We start from the raw sequence: 17,417 nt of genomic DNA, 5'->3' as shown, positions 1-17,417 counted from the left end.
GGTTACCCAACCACACCCTCTAAACGGTCTTCCAGGTCGGCGTGTAGTTCGCGTAGCCGTTCGAGGGTTGCCTCATCGGTCTGCCACATCCCTCTTGCGTTCGCTTCCAGCAAACGCCCTACCATATTGCGCGCTGCCGCCGGGTTGAGAGCTTCAATTCGGGTTCGCATGGCATCGTCGAGCACGAAGGTTTGGGCTGCTTCGTCGTAGACCCACTGATCGACCGCATCGGTGGTGGCGCTCCACCCCAGCATGTAGGTGAAGCGGCTGGCAATCTCGGCGGCACCATTGTGGCCGTGGCGCAACATGCCCTCGTACCACTTCGGGTTGAGGAATTTCGTGCGGTATTCGACCCGCAGCGTCTGCTCCAGGGTTTGCAGTTTGGTCTCAGCCGTAAAGCTCTCAACAAAATTGAGCGGTACGCGCTGACCGGTGGCCCGTTCGGCAGCCGCTTTTAAGGCTCCTGAATAACCGTAGTAGTGCTGCATGTCGGTGAGACCATATTCGACGCTGTCGATCTCCTGGGCCACTCGACTCACCGTGCCGAGCAAGGTGCGCAGGACTTCGGGACGTGCCTCACCGTTTTGCCGTCCACCGAAGGCATACGCATTCCGCTTGATAAACAGCTCCTCAAGTTCTTCCCGTTTTTCCCAGGCGCTGCCTTCAATCGCCTCGTCAACATCAGTCCCGTAGGTACCGGCGGCCTGGGTAAAGATGCGGGCGGTCGCCTGATCGAAGGTCTTCCCGGTAGCCATCATCTCTTGCACGTGTTTGCGGATGTAGTTCATGGTCGGTGGTTCATCAGCCGACGCAGCCTCACGCACCAGGCGATCAAGCATATCCATGGTACCGGCAAAAATATCGCGGAAGATGCCGGAAGCGGTCATGAGCACGTCGATCCGTGGTCGCCCCAGTTCAGCTAGTGGGATCAGGGCATAACGACCCACCTTACCCTGACCATCCTTGACCGGTCGCGCTCCGATCAGGCCGAGGACAATCCCAATCGACTCGCCTTTGGTCTTGATCGCATCCAGCCCCCACAGCACCTGGGCAATCGTCTCCGGGTACTGACCGGTCTCGGCGCGATGAGCAGCAATGAGCGCCTCGGCAATGCGAACACCGCGCTCATAGGCACTATCTGTCGGCACGCGGAACGGATCAAGGCTGTGAATGTTGCGTCCGGTCGGCAACACGGTCACACCATCGCGAATGATGTCACCGCCGGGGGCTGCCGGAATGTAGCGTCCGGCCAGACCATGCATCAGAAAATCCAGCTCCTGTGTGTTGTCGCGCAATGCAGCCAGCAAGGCCCGCCCGTGCTGTACCAGACCTGTAACCTCCGCTACTGGCAGACCAAAGGTCTGCGCAGCCCGTTCAGGGGTCATCTGGCCGAAGACAGTCTGCTGCACCAGCTCAGTACAGCGGGTTTCAATCTCTTCGCGCAAGGCTAATGCGGTGGCATCACCCTGACGCGCCTGTGCCAGTAATTCGTTGTAGCGCAAACCGGGCTGCCGTGCCGACAACAGCAGATCGGCCAGGCCGGGCAGTTCGCCCCGTGGCACCTTCAGCGTTTCGACGATTAGCGTAAGCTGTTCTTCCGGTGGTGGTGCGCTACCCAGCACATGCAGCCGATCCGTGATCATGGTGGTTGCCAGATCGCGCAGATACGCATACGCACGCGACGCAAAACGGCTGAACGGTTCATCGGGCTGGCGCACCAAATCCTGATCCAGATTGAGCAGAGCGATCTTTTGCATAATCGCTACCGCTTCAGGGCTTTGATCATCATCGGCCAGAGCTGCCGGACGCTCGCGATATTCAGTCAGCAGGTCTTGCAGGGCCTGCAATTCGCGGTACAACCCGGCACGACCATACGGCGGGATGGCGTGACCGATGATCGTGCTGTAGCCGCGACGCTTGGCAATATTGGCTTCGGCGGGGTTATTGATGGGATAGACGTAGAAATTGGGCACCTCACCCAACAACACATCAGGCCAGCAGCGGTCGGTCACACCGAGTTGCACGCCGGGCATCCACTCGGCGGTACCGTGCATACCGAGATGGATAATTGCATCGGCTCCAAACTGCTCGCTGAGATAGCGGTAGAAGAGCGCGTATTGATGGTGCGGTGTGTTTTCTTTGTCGAAGAGCAGACGCATCGGGTCACCGGGCATACCGATCACCGGTTGCACACCGATAAAGATATTCCCAATCTGGGTACCGGCCAGCCGCACCTTGTCGCGACCGAGCGGTGCAATATCACCGGGAAATTCGCCCCACCGTGCGTTGATCCGCTCTTGATCGATTGGCCGGAGCCAGCGATAAAAATCCTGGCGGTCGGCGCTGGTACCAATCACTACCGGCGGATGGCCGGGTGGCAGCGGCTGATCGCTCACCAGACCCTCAAGGCAGCGGGCAAAGACAGCCGGATCGCGGGGGTAACGGCCCACATCGTACCCTTCAGCCGCCAGCCGGTCGAGGATCGCAATCAGACTGGCCGGCACATCAAGCAGGGCAGCCGTGGCCACCTTCCCCTGACCTGGCGGATAGTTGTAGACGATGATTGCCACCTTCTTGTCCCGATTCGCTTTCTTGCGCAGCCGGACAAACCCACGGGCCATGCGGGCCAGCCGCTCAAGCCGATCCGGAACAGTCGTGATCGTACTACCCCGCATCCCGCCGAGCACAACCGGGGCGACTGCCCCATCCATCTCCGGCAAACTGAAGAGAAACGTACTCTGCAACGGCCCTACGCCACGCTCACGCCAGTCATCTTCATCCTGCACGAACAGTGGTTGAGCCACGATATAGGGGGTATCGAGTTTACTCAACAGCTCGCGAGCCACATCAACCGTTAACCCGGCCTTGGTCGAACCGGCAGGTCCACCAACGAGGGGAAAGCCCATCGTATTAATCACCAGATCAACCTTCATATGGCTTAGCCACTCGCGCACCACGATATGGCTCTCGATACCCATTACAAAAATCGGCAACACGCGCAATCCGGCAGCTTCCAGAGCGCGCACAATTTTGTGATGATAGTCGGCGCCAGACAGGATATGAGCGCGAAATGACAACACTGCCACCGTGCCGAGCGGCGGCGGCACATCTTTGCGTGCGCGATTGCGCTCCTTCTCCCAGCGTTCGTACTCGGCGGGACTGGCAAAGAGACGCGGCGCATCAGGGTGGGCAAAGCCCATATTCGGCATCTCAACCACGGGGTCAACCCGCAAATGGCTCATCCCGCCATACTCGCGCAGGATCAGCTTAAACATATTGGCAGCATTCGCCACACTGCGATGGTTCCAGTAATTATTGACATTCGTCCAGTTACGAAAATCGTTCAGACGTTTACCGGGCAAGAAATTGATCAGTTTAGACGTGATTTTTTGCAATTTGACGTAGCCGTAGAATGCATCTTCCTCGCGCCCACCAACCAGCAGTCGGGCAATATTCTGCACGGGCTTTGGCATGCCTTTACCGGCTTTAAGGTTGTAAGAACCAACCTTATTCAAACGCATCACTTCGGGCAAGCCCTCAAACGAAAAGACGACCGGCGGATCGTGACGTTCGACCATCGGCACCAGCACCTCTGCCGTTTCGTTGAGGGTGATTAGCGAGAGGATCAGACACTGACAGCGGGCAATTGCCGCTTCCACCTCAGCAGGACGAGCAGTGACATCACGATCTTCAAAGATATGCAGGCGAAAATCGGGAACTTCTTTACGTACTTCGGCTTCAGCACGACGGAAGAAATCCTGGCTGTAGCGCTGTAAGCCGAGCACCATCACAAACTCAAGTGGCTGGCTCATAGCTCCATTGCTCCTTGCCTTTAAACAAATGTCCTGTGTATATTATGCGGTGGTGTGACGTAAAATACAATCTGGACATAAAATTAACAAAGCCTGTGCATATAAGCAAAGACTCTTGTGGCGATCATTAAACCAGCGGCGGGAGATGGTCGTCACCGACCTGACGCAGATGGGCATGCCCAACGGTGAGGATGCTATCAACAGAGCAACCATGAGGATTGGTACACCAGGATCGTGACCGGGCAGCATGCCGGACGAGGCGTGTGGAGAGAGAAAGCTACTGTTTTGCGGGACGCCTGCAAGAGGCATCTCGCCTGCCGGGCGACCCGCGACCAGGCAGCGCATTCGTTGTTGCAGCGGTTGCGACACCAGAGACAGACGTGATCAGTCACCGTATTCCATCACCGTACCCAGAAAACGCAGCGCCTCTTGTTCAGTGGCAAACAACCCGATGCCACTGACAAAACGTACCAGTGGAGCAAATATCAGCAGATGATGCTCAGACACGATAAAGGCAATCCGACCAAGATGCTTATGGTGAACGATAGCCTCAGTACGCTGCCGTGCGCCGCGATCAGCGCCAGAGATACGACGACCATCGACCAGCAAATCCGTCGGCTTTGGACACTGATCGAGCAAGCGCCACATTTCGTGATAATACCGTTCCGCTTCGGCCAGGTGCAGATGTTCCTCCATCACCACCCAGATCAGATCGTGGGCACGGCGACGAATGCGGTAAGGCATAACATGCTCCCTTTTTTCATTATTTGTAATCTTTTGCACATTATACATATTTTTGCTGTATATGTCTAGCGAAAAGGTTTGTGAATTTCCCACGGCTCGTATCAAACCTTGATCCATACGGTGCATCATCAGAACTGGTGTGCCCTGGAAACACACGCCTCCGGCACACCCCCACCTGCCCCGGCCCGCAGTGCCTTCGTCCGGTAGAGTAGCGCAACCCAACCCCAACTCGCGACAGTGAGAGACAGCCGGCAGCGCTGCGTCCCGCCGCCAGCGGAAGCGGGTGAGGGTGGATGCTTCCTCCCCAAGCCCTGCAAAAACAGACGGAATGTATGAGCTATAGGAATACCTACTGTCTCATACCGAATCTTGCTCGATAATGTGCATTGTTCGGATGTAATCCTTTTGCAAAAGCGTCACCGGGTGTGCTCCTGGTGAGTCGCTCGTGGATTGTCGTTGGCGTCGTAGGGGCACGGCATGCCGTGCCCCTACAGATGTCCAGCGGTGTATCGTGCAGTGTAGTACCGTGGTAGGGGCGACGCATGCGTCGCCCCTACGCATGTGTTGCCCCGCGACGCCCCCTGGAGGAGGGGCGGGTTCAGAACCCGCCCCTACCCTGTGTCATGGACCTATGCATTACGCACAACTGGTGTCAACCACGTGCGTATCAGCGGGGATGATCGCCATAGGTGCTGTTGTGGGCGACTGGCCAGGTGACAGTGCGCCGCTCCAGCCGTGTCAGCACGTGCTGGATGAATTGCTTTACCCGTTCGTCATACGTGTGTCGCGCGGTGTGGAGTGCGGCAGCCATGCTGCCGCGCCAGCCATGCTCACGATCCGGCGCGGATTGCAGCGGACTCCCGTGCCGGTACGTGACTCTGATGATGGGGAGGGCTGAACGCAGGTTGATCGCCTGCCCCACAGCGTGCTGGTGCCGGTGGTGTGTAGAGGCGGGTTCCGTAGGGGCGGGTTCTCAACCCGCCCCTGCGGACGGTACCTGTACCGTTCACCTGACCATCCACGGGATGCGGTGGATGGGAATGTCTTGCATCGTGTGCCATGGCGTGCCATGGATGGTTGTTCAGAGGTGATCACAGCCGCTACGCTCCCCGCTCCCACGCAGTGCTATGCATCATCCATACCCAGGTTGTCACCTTCTTCGCTCATGAGCAGCACCTATCTCTTTGTGCGCGATCCTGGGCACTATCGTGTTGCATCGCTGTCGCGTGGGTCTCACGTCACGCATGGGCAGCGGATGGTCGCAGTGGTAGCGGCGGGAGACAGTGTATCCGACCGTGGGGCATGGCCAGCCCCTGCCGGCGGTGGCGATGATGCCGGCACGCGGGCTGGAAGCCAGTGCCACGGGGAATGCGTGCAGCCTGGCATAACGCAGCGTGACAGGTGGGTAATGCATAGGTCATGGACGGAGGGAGGGCAAGCGCCGTCGTCAGCGACTGGTGCCTCGCAGCGTTGGACGAAATTAATTTCGTCCAACGCCTGGACGGAGAGCAGGAGTGAGCGCTGGTATTAACCGCTGGTGCATCCCGGTTGCGTGCCGTGGTACGTTGCGCTGAGCGTCAGCAGGGTTGCGATCACCACAGGCACGTAGGGGTAGGGGACTGCTGCGTCGGATACTTCCTGGCTGGTCATTGCTCCGTTTGATGATGGCTCATACCAGTCTGGCACGCCACATCGCACGTCCTGCTCGACAAGGGCCAACGTCCAGGCCAGGCTGAACGCCTGCGCCACGCCGGGCACGATGTTCCCCGCCCCTATCCCACCCGCCGAACGGTGCTCCCCCGCCGCCGGCACGCCCTGCCGGAACCAACCCGCTCCCCGCCTGCCCCGGCCCGCAGGTCTTCGCCCTGGGAGCGAACGCATCCCCAGCCCACAGTAGCGTCACCCTGGAAACACACGCCTCCAGCGCGCCCCCACCTGCCCCGGCCCGCAGTAGCTTCGTCCGGCGGGGTAGCGCAAGCCAGCCCCACCACGCGACAGCGGGAATCATTCTGTGCCGGTAGCTCCCGCCTCCAGCGGGACTGCACGCCAAACGACGCGACACGTGCATCGTAGCGTGGACATTGTTGACGATCATTCACGGCGCTGCTATAATCGCCGCTACAATCAATCTTGAGAGACGCTCTGCGACCGTGAGGAGAGGCTTGTTCTTATGGGTTTCTTTGACTACTTCATTACTGTTAGCCCTCAATTTGGCTCATATGCGTGGACTTTCTTTATTGTGCAGATTATTTTGGTCGCGAGCGGCGCCTACTTCATCTGGCTACACACGGAGCGAAACGTTGCACGAGCAACATTTTTTCGCCAACTGGGGATCGCTCTGCTGATTGTAGGTGGGTTTGGCGTAGCATTGGGCGTGGCCCGTATGCTCAACGTACCTACATTTAATCAGCGCTTTTGGTTTTACATTCAGCTCGTGATCGAGCTGATTTTGGGCGGTTACGTCGTATACTACATGCGCAATGTCTTGCCCGAACTCGTACGCAATGCGCGTACCCGCACCCCGGCCCCACGCCAGAATCCAGCCGCCGCTGCACCGGCTACACCTCGCCCGGTTGCGACGACCGGTCGCCGTGAAGCCCGTCGCGAACGCAAACGAAAGAGCAAGTAGGGTTTACACCAGACACAAACAGCATGCGACGTACCGTTCTGGTACGTCGCATATTTCTTGTGTCGATGCTTCAACGGCGTTTACCATGTCGCCGGGACGGTCAATGCCTGGCGCAGGAGCCGGTGATATTCGGCGCGCGGTATCTCGATGGCGCCAAATTGCAGCATGTGCGTCCCGGTGAGGAATTGTGAGTCAAGAAGCACAAAGCCGCCACGGCGCAAGCGTTCAACGAGGTGCACCAGGGCGACTTTGCTGGCATCGCGCATGCGATGAAACATGCTCTCACCGGCAAAGAGACCGCCAAGCGCTACCCCGTATAGCCCCCCGGCCAGTTGACCATCGCGCCAGCACTCTACACTATGCGCGTATCCCAGACGGTGTAATTCGGTGTACGCACGAATGATCTCGGGCGAAATCCAGGTTGTTTCACGGCCCGGCGCCGGGGCTGCACACGCTTCAATCACATCTGCAAAGGCCGCATCAAACGTCACGGTATAGAACCCCGAGCGCACGGTGCGCGCCAGCCGTCGCGGAACGTGAAACCGTTCGTCGAGCGGAATAATCGCCCGTCGAATCGGTTCGTACCAGCCAATCTCGCCACGTGCGTCTGCCATTGGGAAGATGCCCTGCGCGTAGGCAGACAAGAGCAATTCTGGAGTGAGTACAGTTTTGCTCATCGCCAGCGATCCAAGCGATTAAGCGCACTACTGATGATGTAGACACACCAGCCAAGCAGGGCGAGGGTTAAGATCAGCCCGATCCGCCCAGGCCACTCACCATCTGGCAGCAAGCGCCCGATAAGGAGCGGCGCACCGATGACGCCGTAGATCAGGACGCTGAACAGGGTCGGCATCGGCAAAATGGCGACTGCCATACTTGGCCACGAGTAGTTCTGGACGGTGAGAAAGACGTAACAGAGACCGTAGCTAATGGTTGCACTCATCAGCGCGGCGAGTAGCTCCACGCGCACACCAAACGGGAGTGTTTGTAAGAGCAGTGGCGGCGTGGCCGGTCGCAGATTGAGGATGCTGATGAGCAACTGAAAACTTACAAACACAACAAACGTGAAGAGACCACTGCCCAGACCTGGTGTCCACCAGCGGTACAGGTAAAGGCCAACGATGATCAGGGCCGGTAATGGATCGGGCCATGCCGCCGGTAGCGAGCGGATCGGATCAAAGGGTGTCGCGAGGGCTGCGATGAGCGATCCGAGGCCGGGCACTGTCTGGAGTGTGTAGAGCAAGCGCCACAACGGATCGAGCCAGGTACTCAGTTGACCCGCCAGCAGCGCCAGAATGTACAATGGGTTGCGCTGCTGCCACCAAAGCCATCCCGCCGCAGCGTAGAACACAAGGGTTATGATAAGCGCGAACAGAACTCCCACTCCTTGCACGCCATCACACAACGGCGCACGCTACTACACCCAATGATATTCACGTACCTGACCATCCTCAATCGTGAAGAGTTGGTCGGTTAAGCCATTGTCACGCTGAGCAGCATCGAGCTGAATCTGGTGCGCGACGCTGGTCAGAATGCTTTCGTCGGCATCGCTGAAGGCGATGAGAAAATCGCGATTGGGAATGCCGATCACCATCGTTCCCGGAAAGTGGGGTTGCCAGCTTGCCAGGAGGTTGGGCAGTAAGATGCGAGTAGCGTCATACCCATCTTGCGAATTGGCGATAATCAGGCGCTGTGCCCCTTCTCCGGTCACCAGAAACCTGGCCCGCTCCTGAGTGCGGGCAGCCAGGTTGGTCAGCGCTTGCTCGTGAAGCACGTGCTCGCCAATTCCCCACCGTTCGAGATGCCGTTCGTTGATGTACGCCACCGTCTGCGGTTCGTCGATGACGTAGGTGATAATGAGATCGGCAAGAAATGGACGATACGCCAGCATCGGCAATTTTTTCTCGAAGACGGCGTTGAGTAGCACAATCGGCTTGAGCATGGGGAGAACGCGCTGCGCTACTTCGCTAAATGTTTTTGCTTCACGAGCAGGTACCTGTTCATACAGGACACGGAGCAGCGTCGCATACACCAGATCAAAGTGCTCTGGAGCCTGCGTATAGGCATTGTAAAAGGGTTTTATGTCGATCCGCAACCGACGCTGACCGGCGCGCACCTGGATCACTTCCCCTTCACGACCGAGAAAGTCGATGGCAGGTTCGGCCTGCAACCGTTGTTCGACTTCGATCACAAATTCAGCACAACTTAGCGGAGACTGCCCGCTCATAGGTCGCTATCCTTTACATTGATCACATCGAGGCTATGCTGCCAGACATCACGCAGGGTTGTTACCGGTACGTTGATCAGCGATCGTTCCTGCCACTCGACCCGTAACGCCGGTGTACCAGTCACTACACCTAAGCGCACGAGCGGCAGGCCGGCGAACATGGCCTCGAACGCTGCTGTATGGGCTGGATCAACTGCAATTAAGAATCGGCTTGGGGTTTCACTAAACAGGGCAGTGATTGGATCGACATCCAGTTTATCGAGCACGAGATGCAGACCCAGTTCACCGGCAATCGCCATCTCGGCAGCGGCTACTGCCAGCCCACCTTCGCTGAGATCGTGGCAGGCGCGCACCAGGCCGGCGCGGATGGCCTGATGCAAAGTACGGAACGTCGTGCGTGCCGCCACCAGATCAACCCTGGGCAAGGCGCCAACGTCGTCGATCATACCGACTGCCGCCAGATGACTGCCGGCAAATTCAGATCGGGTGGCACCGAGGAGGTAGATGACATCGCCGGGCTGCTTCACGTCCATCGTGACACACTGTCGGATGTCCGGCACCTCGGCCAGCGCCGAGATCAGGAGGGTCGGCGGGATGGCAACCCGGCGGCCTTCGGCGTCGCGATATTCGTTGTTGAGCGAGTCTTTCCCGCTGATAAAGGGGGTGCCGAAGGCAACGGCACCGTCGTAACAGGCAGCGGCTGCCCGTACCAGGCCGGCCATGCGATCAGGTTGCTTTGGATCGCCCCAGCAGAAGTTATCGAGAATAGCCGTCCGCTCAGGATCGCCCCCCACTGCGACAACATTACGCAGTGCCTCATCAATTGCGGCCAGGGCCATCCAGTAGGGATCGTGTCGTCCGTAGCGCGGGCAGATGCCAAAGCCTAACGCCAGCCCGACAGTCTCACCAGGGAGAGGCTGCAGAACGGTCGCATCGGAAGGCCCGGCCAGGCTGGCACCAACCAGCGGTTTGATAACCGTACCACCACCGACTTCGTGATCGTAGGTGCGGATGATACGCTCCTTGGAGGCGATTGAAGGATGGGCGAGGAGGGCCAGCAGGGCCTGCTCTGGATCGACGTTGGTCAGGTGTGGTGATTGACTCAACGCCGGTGAAGGCTGCCATTCGGCATTCAGCACCCGCTGGGGGCGGCCTTCGTGGAGGAAGTGCATGTCGAGATCGACAACTGCCAGATCGCGATAGAAAACGCGCAGCCGCTTATCGTCGGTGAAGCGGCCAATCGGGGTCGCCTCCACCTCCTCAGCCGTACACAGCGTGAGCAGAGCGATCAGGCGGTCGGGCGGTACTGCCAGCACCATCCGCTCCTGCGCCTCGGAAAGCCAGATTTCCCACGGTTGCAAACCGGCATACTTGCAGGGAACGTGTTCGAGATGCACTTCGGCACCCAGTTCAGCCCCCATTTCGCCGACTGCGGACGATAAGCCACCTGCACCACAATCGGTAATTGCCGAATAGAGGCCGGCATCACGTGCCTGCAAGAGCACGTCGAGCATTTTCTTCTCGGTGATCGGGTCACCGATCTGTACCGCACTGCCCACCTCACTGGCAGTCGTGTGCGTCAGTTCGATGCTGGAGAAGGTTGCACCGTGAATCCCATCACGCCCGGTGCGGCCACCCATAACCACAATAATGTCTCCCGGACGCACGTTTCGCGGGTGGAGACCACGCGGGGCGAGGCCAACGGTGCCACAGTAGACCAATGGATTGGCGGTATAGCCGGGATCGAACAGCACTGCACCGCCAACAGTCGGAATACCGAGTTTATTTCCGTAGTCACGAATCCCGGCGACCACCCCGCTGGCGATCCGGCGCGGATGCAGCACGCCTGCCGGTGGTGGCGGTGCGTCGGGCATGCCGAAACAGAGCACGTCAATATTGGCAATCGGGCGTGCCGAAACCCCCAGCACATCGCGGATGACACCACCCACACCGGTATTCGCGCCGCCGAACGGTTCGAGGGCGCTGGGATGGTTGTGGGTCTCGACCTTGTACGAAACCTCGTGACGATCCCCAAAGGCCAGAATGCCGGCGTTATCAACAAAGGCACTCAACACCCATTCATCCTGACGCCCAGAGAGCACCTCTTGGGTTGCCCGCATCAGAAAGGTGCGGATGAGGCTATCAATGGTGCAGTTGCCGACGGCAAGTCGGGCAAGCATCGGATAGTGCTCGCTGTCAACCGATAGATCTTCTGGTGGTTGAGAATACTGTACGCGGGCTTTGAACGTCTTATGGGAACAGTGTTCACTCCAGGTCTGGGCGATAGTCTCAAGTTCACCATCGGTCGGATCGCGGCCCTGGGCAACAAAATAGGCCTGTATCGCACGCATCTCGGCCAGATCAAGCGCCAGCACACCACGTTGACTGATCGCCATCAGCTCAGCGTCATCGGCAGTACGGAGAGGAACCATCGCCACGTGCGGGGTAGTGGGATGTGGCTCGGCGACCAGCAGTGCGTAAAAAGCGGCCCGTGCCGTCGTCTGGTCACCGGGATGGTAGGCAATAGTGGTTTGGACGACATCAATTGCAAGATCCGCCGCTGCCTGCGCGGGATCGGTCGTCGCAGGTAGAATATACCGGCGCAACGAGCGGGCATGTTCCAGACTGCGAATGCCCAGCCGACGCGCCCCTTCAACTACACTCTCACCTTCACTATCGGTTACACCGGGACGGTAGGCAACTTCAATCACCAACGCATCAGTTGGCGGTAGAAACGGATCGGTGAGCGCCTGACCGTCTTCAACGACTTGCCAGTGAACCTGTTGCACCACCGGATCGTGTAACAGTTGATCGGCTAACGATGTGACTGCTGATGGCATAAGTTCAGCGCCGGCCAGCAGGTAGAGGTGCTGTGGTGATCTGATGGCAGATGACGCCACCGTAACCAGATAGAGTGGCATAACTTCTCCAGCGTCGTGTCATGTGAACGCGCAATGTCCCGCATCGGTAACTTTCGCGCATCTCTATCGTTTATAATCTTGAGTATACCATCTTCTCTCGCCTGTTTTGCAACATGGAGAACGCTATGCTGGATATGCGGCGGACAATCTATACGCTGATTGGTCTGCTCCTGACATTGATACCCGCCAGCGCAATCGCCCAACCGACGGCCAGTCTGAGCGGGATTATTACCTATCGCGAGCAGATTGCACTGCCTGCCGATGCACTGGTAACACTTCAGATTGCTGAGGTGACATCACAGGGAACCGGTGGGCGGGTGGTGGTTGAACAGACCTTCACGACAAATGGCGCTCAACCACCGTTTCGCTTCAATCTGGCCTACAATCCGGCTCTGATCGACGCAGGGCGAGTGTATACGCTGCAAGGTCGGATTCAATCCGGCGGACGCACGCTATTCTCGACCAACACACTCATTCCGGTCATTACCGGCAATGCTCCGCGTACCGATATTCAGGTGGTGATGGCGGCCACTGCCAGTACCAGCCTGCCTGCCGCCGGCAGTGAATTGTGGCTGATCGGCGTGGCACTGGGTTTAGGGTGTATCGGTGGCATCGTGCATGGCATCCGCCGCAGGATACGATGATGCGCAGAGGGTCACGGTTCCCAGACAATGAGCGCGGCATGCGGCATATTGCTATCACGAATATGGTTGTAGATAATGCCGCGCACCGTAAACCCATTCCGTAACTGAGGGGTGAGGGTCGGATCGGTCAAACGCCCTGCCACAACCGCATCCACATACTCTTCGACCGTCATCTGGTCACGATAGGCAGCGTAGCCGGGCAGCATGCCACCGGCGACCATACCTTTCAGGCCGAGACGCCGAATAAGTGCTTTGCGCGCATCGTACAACATCCGGCTGATACCGCGTCCCCGGTAATCGGGATGCACACTCATATCAGCGCCATACAGCCATTCACCTGCCGGATCGTGGTTGCCAAAATTGCCGTGATCGACGATCTCTTCAAACGTGTGGTGATGAAAGACTTTCTCACCGCTGATCCGGAAGGTGCTACTCTGCCCGACGACGCGATCACCATCGAGGGCCACATGTTGCCCTTCGGGAAACAGGCGTAAATGATTGGCAAAGTTCTCGGCGTCAAAGTGATCGTCGGGATGCAGGTGAGGAAAACAGACTTGTTGGTGAATGACTAGCTGCGGAATATGTTCAGGTCTGGTCTGAACAACGACAATAGTCATGAGATATTCTCCTTTGGAATAAGGCAGCACGTGATCACAGCGAGCGCACAGGGTTCCTGCACGCTCACCCTTCACGGCTGCCTCAATGCTCTTCAGTGGCGCATTGCCCCTATCAGCACCTCTAACCCTTCATCGAGCTGATCATCGGTGATAACAAGTGGTACCAGCAAGCGGATACAGTTCACATACAGACCGGCCCGCATCGCCAGCACACCACGTTCAAGCGCACGCCCCAGGATCGCCAGCACCTCTTCGGCGGCGGCTGGCGTGCGTTTGCGGCGATCCTTGACCAGCTCGATCCCGATCATTGCCCCCAGACCACGAACATCACCAACCAGTGGATCGAGTGAATCATCGGTCAGTAATGGTTCAAATCTGGCCCGAATCTGTTGGCCGATCACCTTTGCCCGTTCCAGCAAGCGCTCGCGTTCAATCAGATCGATAGTGGCCAGCGCTGCGACACAGGCGAGCGGATTGCCGCCGTAGGTACCACCGACACCGCCGTAGTGGGCGCAATCCATAATGCGGGCACGACCAATTGTGGCAGCCAGTGGCATACCGGCAGCAATACTCTTGGCCGCTACAATGATGTCGGGTTCAACCCCAAACTGCTCAATCGCGAAGAGCGTACCGGTACGGCCAAAACCACTCTGCACTTCATCGACAATCAACAGTGAGCCGTTGCGCGTGCAGAATTCGCGTAAGCGCCGCATAAATTCGACCGGCACCGGGATAAAGCCACCTTCACCCTGCACCGGTTCAATCAAGACCGCAGCCACCGTTTCGGGATCGACACCGGCAATCTGCATGCGTTCAAATGCGGCCCAGCACTGCTCAACTGCCTCCGCTTCACTCATGCCCATCCGATAAGCGTAAGGAAAAGGTGCGCGGTAAATCTCTGGGGCAAAGGGGCCGAATTTCTTTTTGAAGTAGGTGCGGGACGTGAGCGAAAGCGTAAGCAGCGTTCGCCCGTGGTACGCGCCATCGAACACGATAATGGCCGGACGACCGGTCGCAGCGCGGGCAAATTTGATCGCATTTTCCACCCCTTCGGCGCCCGAATTCGATAGCAACGTCTTGCACGGCTCGCTGATGGGTGCCAGCGCATTTAACCGCTCGCAGAGGGCGACATACGGTTCGTAGGTGCCAACTAACGCCGAAAGATGGATCAACTGTTCGGCCTGAGCCTGAATCGCCTGAACCACTTCAGGAGGACAGTGGCCGACGGCGAGCGTCCCAATCCCACTAACAAAATCGATCAGGGTATTGCCATCAACATCGGTCACCAGCGCACCCTGGCCGGAGGCAATCGCTATCGGCGTTGCCCGCCCCAAACCGGCAACCACCGCCGCATCACGCCGCGCCAGTAATGCGCGCGAACGCGGGCCGGGTATTTCAGTGACAAGACGAATGTGGCGCACAGCAGGCGCAGTCATGATGGTCACTCCTTTGTGTATTTGCTGCCACAACTGATACCGGTCATTATAATACGAAATGCTGATGGTTGGCGAACAGGGGAAACAGGAGAACGCATTCCAGGCTCATACGAGAGGCGATCAGCGAAGATGCGGAACGCGGATACACGCGAATGACGCGGATCGGCGCGGATGGGGGTGCGGAGTGGAGCCGAGTATCCGCCCAAGCCGCGTTGTTCCGCGTGCATCCGGCGCATCCGGGAGTAGGCACGGGTGATGCGGAACGCGGATACACGCGAATGACACAGACCGGCGCGGAGGGGGGTGCGGAGTGGAGCTATCCACGAGTATCCGCCCAAGCCGCGTTGTTCCGGGTGCATCCGGCGCATCCAGGAGTAGGCACGGGTGATGCGGAACGCGGATACACGCGAATGACGCAGACCGGCGCGGATGGGGGTGCGGAGTGGAGCTATCCACGAGTATCCGCCCAAGCCGCGTTGTTCCGGGTGCATCCGGCGCATCCAGGAGTAGGCACGGGTGATGCGAAACGCGGATACACGCGAATGACGCGGATCGGCGCGGAGGGGGGTGCGGAGTGGAGCTATCCGCGAGTATCCGCCCAAGCCGCGTTGTTCCGGGTGCATCCGGCTCATCCAGGAGTAGGCACGGGTGATGCGGAACGCGGATACACGCGAATGACGCGGATCGACGCGGAGGGGGGTGCGGAGTGGAGCTATCCACGAGTATCCGCCCAATCAGCGCATATCCGCGTTCATCCGCGTAGTCGCCCATAGGTGTTAGTTCAAGTTCACACACCTCTGAAAGGCGCTTGAAGTGCTCGTGCCAATTCAAGGCTTAATGCGCCGCACAACCGCACACACCTGAGTTACCTGTTGTGGGTGTCCGATCACGACCGGCGCCGGCAAGCGAATCGTTTGCAGCAGTGTCATCCAGTCGGGCAGGGTTCCTTCCAGCGGACAAACCACCCCGCCGGCTGCCTGTACAATCACCCAGCCGGCAGCAACATCCCACACCTTTGCTTTACCGATAATAGCGGCTTTGGCCTGACCACGGGCTACATAACAACAATCGGCAGCAACCGATCCCAGCACCCGTACTTTACCGGGGTAGTGGATGGTATACGCCCGGTGGAAGGTCGAAGGAATGGCAATCCAATCGTTGGGGCCAGGCGGTTGAGGGGGTGCAACCTGTATCGGCACATCATTCCAGAACGCCTGACCACCGGCAACTGCCCAATAACAATCGCCCAAGACCGGCAGATAAATCACACCAGCCTGCGGCTCGCCGCGGCGCAGAATACCGATAGAGACGGCCCACATCGGTAATCCTGACACAAACGAGCTGGTGCCGTCAATCGGATCGATAACCCAGATATACTCACGGTCGAGGCCAACCGGATCGCGCTCCTCACCCAACACACCATGATCGGGAAAGCGAGCGTGAATTGCAGCGCGTAACCAATCCTCAATCGCACGATCTGCCGCCGTCACCAGACTCTTGTCGAGTTTTCGTTCTGGCGACACCTGATTGAAGTACGAGCGCAAAAGCATATCACCGGCTTGTTGCGCCCATGCGCGCACGAGCGCAATATCGATCTCCACACAAACCTCCGCCGGTCGTGGCCACAACGTCTGCCTGCTGCGGCGCGTTATTGTATTGTACTACCAATCTGTACAATCAGTACACCCTCAATCTAGCCGAGCATTTGCTGCCGGAACATATACTCCGCCAGCCACCTTACTATCAGGCTGCGTAGATGCAATGTTCATTGAATACCGGTATTGCGGTGGACAATACTCCTAACCTGGTCATCCTGTGTTATGATACGTATGTCGTATGAATTCCCCATCTGGCAACAGGGATGCAATTATCACCACAACTCTGGCAACAGATCATCGCGGCAACCCAATCCCAACCGACGTGGCACGAGCGTCTGAGCCGGTGGTACCATACACAAAGCAACCCAACCATCCACCTGGTCATTCTACGTGAACCGTATCTGAGTCGCATCCTTAGCGGACAAAAACGGATCGAAAGCCGTTTTGCACACGACCGCCGTCCTCCATTTGGTCGTGTTGCAGTCGGCGACATCCTGCTTCTCAAGGGTGCCGGTGGGCCACTGGCCGGACTAGCGCTGGCGACAGAGGTAATCAGTCGCCCACTTTCGGCAGGCGAGATACACGAGATTCGTCGGGCATACGAGCACGATCTCGCCATCGCCGATCCAGACTTCTGGTCGGCTCACGCCACGGCTCGTTATGTCACGCTCGTCTGGATCGATGATGTCTGGCCCTTGCCACCGCTGCCACTTCCGCGACGTGACCGACGGGGATGGGTGATCGTACAGCGCTGATCTAGCGAGGTTCGTTCTGGCGACGGATTGACGG

General features: G+C 58.3%; 14 protein-coding genes. 3 read left to right on the top strand and 11 right to left on the bottom strand.

What is annotated here, in order from left to right; all coding sequences use genetic code 11:
• Window positions 1-2: 2 nt before the first annotated feature.
• The 4 genes from bchH to CAUR_RS17660 all read right to left on the bottom strand — a co-directional run bounded on the left by bchH (window position 3) and on the right by CAUR_RS17660 (window position 6,314).
• Window positions 3-3,812, bottom strand: a complete 3,810-nt coding sequence (bchH, locus tag CAUR_RS17675; RefSeq protein WP_012259209.1) for a magnesium chelatase subunit H — start codon at window positions 3,810-3,812, stop codon at window positions 3-5.
• A gap of 384 nt (window positions 3,813-4,196) precedes the next feature.
• Entirely contained in the window at window positions 4,197-4,556 is a 360-nt protein-coding gene (locus tag CAUR_RS17670; protein ID WP_012259208.1) for a SpoIIAA family protein, read from the bottom strand.
• A gap of 667 nt (window positions 4,557-5,223) precedes the next feature.
• Window positions 5,224-5,367 (bottom strand): hypothetical protein, encoded by a 144-nt coding sequence (locus CAUR_RS17665; RefSeq protein WP_157866481.1) that lies wholly within the window; start codon window positions 5,365-5,367, stop codon window positions 5,224-5,226.
• Window positions 5,368-6,083: 716 nt separating this feature from the next.
• On the bottom strand, window positions 6,084-6,314 hold the full coding sequence (locus tag CAUR_RS17660; RefSeq protein ID WP_157866479.1) for a hypothetical protein: 231 nt from the start codon (window positions 6,312-6,314) through the stop codon (window positions 6,084-6,086).
• A gap of 412 nt (window positions 6,315-6,726) precedes the next feature.
• Between CAUR_RS17660 and CAUR_RS17655 the strand changes: the two genes are divergently transcribed.
• Window positions 6,727-7,185, top strand: a complete 459-nt coding sequence (locus CAUR_RS17655) for a hypothetical protein (RefSeq protein WP_012259207.1) — start codon at window positions 6,727-6,729, stop codon at window positions 7,183-7,185.
• An 80-nt stretch (window positions 7,186-7,265) separates the two neighbouring features.
• Here CAUR_RS17655 and aat read toward each other — a convergent pair whose 3' ends face one another.
• The 4 genes from aat to purL are packed head-to-tail and all read right to left on the bottom strand — an operon-like array spanning window position 7,266 to window position 12,333.
• Entirely contained in the window at window positions 7,266-7,862 is a 597-nt protein-coding gene (aat, locus tag CAUR_RS17650) for a leucyl/phenylalanyl-tRNA--protein transferase (RefSeq protein WP_012259206.1), read from the bottom strand.
• Window positions 7,859-8,569: a hypothetical protein gene (locus tag CAUR_RS17645; protein ID WP_242604962.1), complete on the bottom strand. Its 711-nt coding sequence runs from the start codon at window positions 8,567-8,569 to the stop codon at window positions 7,859-7,861. The genes aat and CAUR_RS17645 overlap by 4 nt, the downstream gene beginning before the upstream one ends.
• Window positions 8,570-8,602: 33 nt before the next feature.
• Entirely contained in the window at window positions 8,603-9,412 is an 810-nt protein-coding gene (locus tag CAUR_RS17640) for a DUF1444 family protein (RefSeq protein WP_012259204.1), read from the bottom strand.
• Window positions 9,409-12,333: a phosphoribosylformylglycinamidine synthase subunit PurL gene (gene purL, locus CAUR_RS17635; RefSeq protein ID WP_012259203.1), complete on the bottom strand. Its 2,925-nt coding sequence runs from the start codon at window positions 12,331-12,333 to the stop codon at window positions 9,409-9,411. The genes CAUR_RS17640 and purL overlap by 4 nt, the downstream gene beginning before the upstream one ends.
• Window positions 12,334-12,458: 125 nt before the next feature.
• Between purL and CAUR_RS17630 the strand changes: the two genes are divergently transcribed.
• On the top strand, window positions 12,459-12,977 hold the full coding sequence (locus tag CAUR_RS17630; RefSeq protein ID WP_012259202.1) for a YbaY family lipoprotein: 519 nt from the start codon (window positions 12,459-12,461) through the stop codon (window positions 12,975-12,977).
• 11 nt (window positions 12,978-12,988) lie between these two features.
• Here CAUR_RS17630 and CAUR_RS17625 read toward each other — a convergent pair whose 3' ends face one another.
• From CAUR_RS17625 to CAUR_RS17615, 3 genes are all read right to left on the bottom strand, one after another.
• Complete coding sequence (locus CAUR_RS17625; protein WP_012259201.1) at window positions 12,989-13,594, bottom strand: GNAT family N-acetyltransferase; 606 nt, start codon at window positions 13,592-13,594, stop codon at window positions 12,989-12,991.
• 92 nt (window positions 13,595-13,686) lie between these two features.
• Window positions 13,687-15,030, bottom strand: a complete 1,344-nt coding sequence (locus CAUR_RS17620; RefSeq protein WP_012259200.1) for an aspartate aminotransferase family protein — start codon at window positions 15,028-15,030, stop codon at window positions 13,687-13,689.
• 827 nt (window positions 15,031-15,857) lie between these two features.
• A complete protein-coding gene (locus tag CAUR_RS17615; protein ID WP_012259198.1) occupies window positions 15,858-16,631 on the bottom strand; it encodes an inositol monophosphatase family protein in 774 nt (257 codons plus the stop codon).
• Between the two features lie 260 nt (window positions 16,632-16,891).
• On the opposite strand from CAUR_RS17615, the gene CAUR_RS17610 reads away from it, so the two are divergent.
• Window positions 16,892-17,383, top strand: a complete 492-nt coding sequence (locus CAUR_RS17610) for an ASCH domain-containing protein (protein WP_012259197.1) — start codon at window positions 16,892-16,894, stop codon at window positions 17,381-17,383.
• The last annotated feature ends 34 nt before the right edge of the window (window positions 17,384-17,417 follow it).

Origin of the sequence: Chloroflexus aurantiacus J-10-fl (genome assembly GCF_000018865.1) — a bacterium.
In the GTDB taxonomy this organism is placed as follows: domain Bacteria; phylum Chloroflexota; class Chloroflexia; order Chloroflexales; family Chloroflexaceae; genus Chloroflexus; species Chloroflexus aurantiacus.
Note: the sequence above shows the minus strand (reverse complement) of the source record. Positions and strands in the feature narration are given on the sequence as shown.